Consider the following 1993-nt stretch of genomic DNA (forward strand, 5'->3'; position numbering starts at 1 on the left):
GGCCCCCCGCCCCCGGCCCCCCCCCGCCCGCCCGCCGCCGGGCGCTGGGCCCCCCCCCCCCCCCCCCCCCCCACCCCGCCCGCGGGCCGGGGGGGGGGGCCCGGGCGACGCACCGGCCGCCGGCGGCATCCCCGCCGGGCGGGGCCCCCGCCGCATGTTCGGCGTCACCCCCGCCCGGCTCGGCGCGCGCGGCACCGGCGCGGGCTGCACCATCACCAACCCCGCCGGCCGTACGAAGATCGAGCGCCGGAGCACCGCGTCCCCCTTGGCGTCGAGCTGGTAGACGTCGAGCCAGCACCATCCGTCGTAGGTGATCCAGTCGAGCACGCGGATCACCCGGCACCTGATCGGCCTGACGAACTGCACACTGGCCGCCCGACCCACGTCCACCAGGTCACCCGCCTTCGGCAGCGGCGCGCTCACCGCCAGCCCCAGACCTGCCGGAACCTGCGCCACTGCCTGATCCGGTGCCGGGCGGCCTCCACCACCGGGCAGAACCCGGCCTCGGCGCACCTCCCGCACCGCCGGTGCCGGTGCTGGTCCAGGCAGTCCCACGCCAGCCGGACCAGCAGCGGCACCTCGCGGCGGGCGGTCACGACGCCGCCCCGGGCCGGGCACCGCGCTCGTCGCTGGCACACATCGGGTGTCCTTTCCGGAAATAGCGCCGCCCCGCCCGCGCGCTATTCGCTACGAGCGGGACAGCGGGCTATTGTCGACGCCATTGTTGACGCCCCGGATCACCGTCCGGTGATTCACACCCTGCGACACGACCGACACCTTGCGCAACAACTCCCCCTCCCCCTAATGTCGTGTCGATTTGACGCGCGAGGGACGGAGGACAGAAATGGCGCAGGGGAAACAATTGTTGTTGCACCAGGGGTGCGGTGATGTTGCATGACGGAGGAAACAAGCGGTTCCACCGTCCCCCGGCGGCAGCTCGGCCGGCTGCTCACCCAGCTCCGTGAGGACGCCTCGGTCTCCCTGGACAGCGCGGCCGAAGGGCTGGACTGCTCCCGGCAGAAGGTGTGGCGCATCGAGAAGGGCCTGGTGCCGGTGCGGGTGGTGGACGCCCGCGCCATGTGTGCGATGTACGGGGTGCCCGAGGAGATGACGTCCATCGTCACCGGGCTCGCCCGGGAGACCCGCGCCAAGGGCTGGTGGCATTCCTACGGCGACGTGGTCCCGTCCTGGTTCTCGCTCTACGTCGGCCTCGAATCGTCGGCCGCTCTCATGCGCCGATACGATTCGGAACTGATCCCGGGCCTGCTCCAGACCCGCGAGTACGCGGCAGAATTGTTTCTTCGCAAGAATCCCACCATGAGCCCGGTGGATCGCGAAAAGCTCGTCGAGGTACGGATGCAGCGCCAGCACGTCCTGACCCGCCGGCTGCCCAGCGCGCCCACCCTCAGGGTGGTGCTGAGCGAGGCGGTGCTGCGGCGCACCCTCCCCGACCGGCAGGCGATGGCCGGGCAGCTCCGCCACCTGCTCGACATGGCCACCCTGCCCAACGTGAGCCTGCGCGTCCTGCCGTTCACCGCCGGCCCGCCGCTGGCCAGCGAGACGGGCACGTTCGTCCTGCTGGACTTCCCGCAGGCGTTCGGGCGGGCATCGACGGAGCCGACTACCGTCTACCTGGAGAACATCACCGGCGCGCTCTATCTGGACAAGCCGGCGGAGGTCGCCGCCTACGACCGCGTCTGGGCCGATCTGGAGACGCTCGCGGCGGACGAGGCGGCGACAGAAAAGATCATCCGGGCGATCATCGAGGAGCGAGCATGACTGACCTGGCCGGGGCCGTCTGGCGCAAGAGCACCCGCAGCGGCGGGAGCGGCGGCGACTGCGTCGAGGTGGCCGACAACCTGCCCGGCCTGATCGGCGTACGGGACAGCAAGGACCAGGCCGGCCCGGCGTTACGGTTCGCCCCGGCCGCCTGGTCCACCTTCGTCCGCGCGGTACCTCGCCGGCCGCGCTGAACCCCGTCGGGGCCGCCCGC

The 1993-nt window shown here is 72.5% G+C and carries 3 protein-coding genes and 1 pseudogene; 2 read left to right on the top strand and 2 right to left on the bottom strand.

Annotated elements, in window-relative coordinates; translation table 11 throughout:
- Nucleotides 1-168: 168 nt before the first annotated feature.
- A pseudogene (locus ACOJTC_RS24580) lies at nt 169-411 on the bottom strand (hypothetical protein); the annotation flags it as partial.
- An 8-nt stretch (nt 412-419) separates the two neighbouring features.
- Nucleotides 420-596, bottom strand: a complete 177-nt coding sequence (locus tag ACOJTC_RS24585) for a hypothetical protein (protein ID WP_420118662.1) — start codon at nt 594-596, stop codon at nt 420-422.
- Nucleotides 597-894: 298 nt separating this feature from the next.
- On the opposite strand from ACOJTC_RS24585, the gene ACOJTC_RS24590 reads away from it, so the two are divergent.
- Nucleotides 895-1779 carry a helix-turn-helix domain-containing protein gene (locus tag ACOJTC_RS24590; protein ID WP_420118663.1) on the top strand — a complete coding sequence of 295 codons (885 nt, stop codon included), beginning with the start codon at nt 895-897 and terminating at the stop codon, nt 1777-1779.
- Nucleotides 1776-1973, top strand: a complete 198-nt coding sequence (locus ACOJTC_RS24595) for a DUF397 domain-containing protein (protein ID WP_420118664.1) — start codon at nt 1776-1778, stop codon at nt 1971-1973. The genes ACOJTC_RS24590 and ACOJTC_RS24595 overlap by 4 nt, the downstream gene beginning before the upstream one ends.
- The last annotated feature ends 20 nt before the right edge of the window (nt 1974-1993 follow it).

Origin of the sequence: Micromonospora sp. (assembly GCF_048594385.1) — a bacterium.
Lineage (GTDB): Bacteria > Actinomycetota > Actinomycetes > Mycobacteriales > Micromonosporaceae > Micromonospora > Micromonospora wenchangensis.

What these genes read in the sequence shown, in the direction of transcription:
- ACOJTC_RS24590 (WP_420118663.1), top strand. Translation starts at nt 895, where the DNA reads ATGACGGAGGAAACAAGCGGTTCCACCGTCCCCCGGCGGCAGCTCGGC.
- ACOJTC_RS24595 (WP_420118664.1), top strand. Translation starts at nt 1,776, where the DNA reads ATGACTGACCTGGCCGGGGCCGTCTGGCGCAAGAGCACCCGCAGCGGC.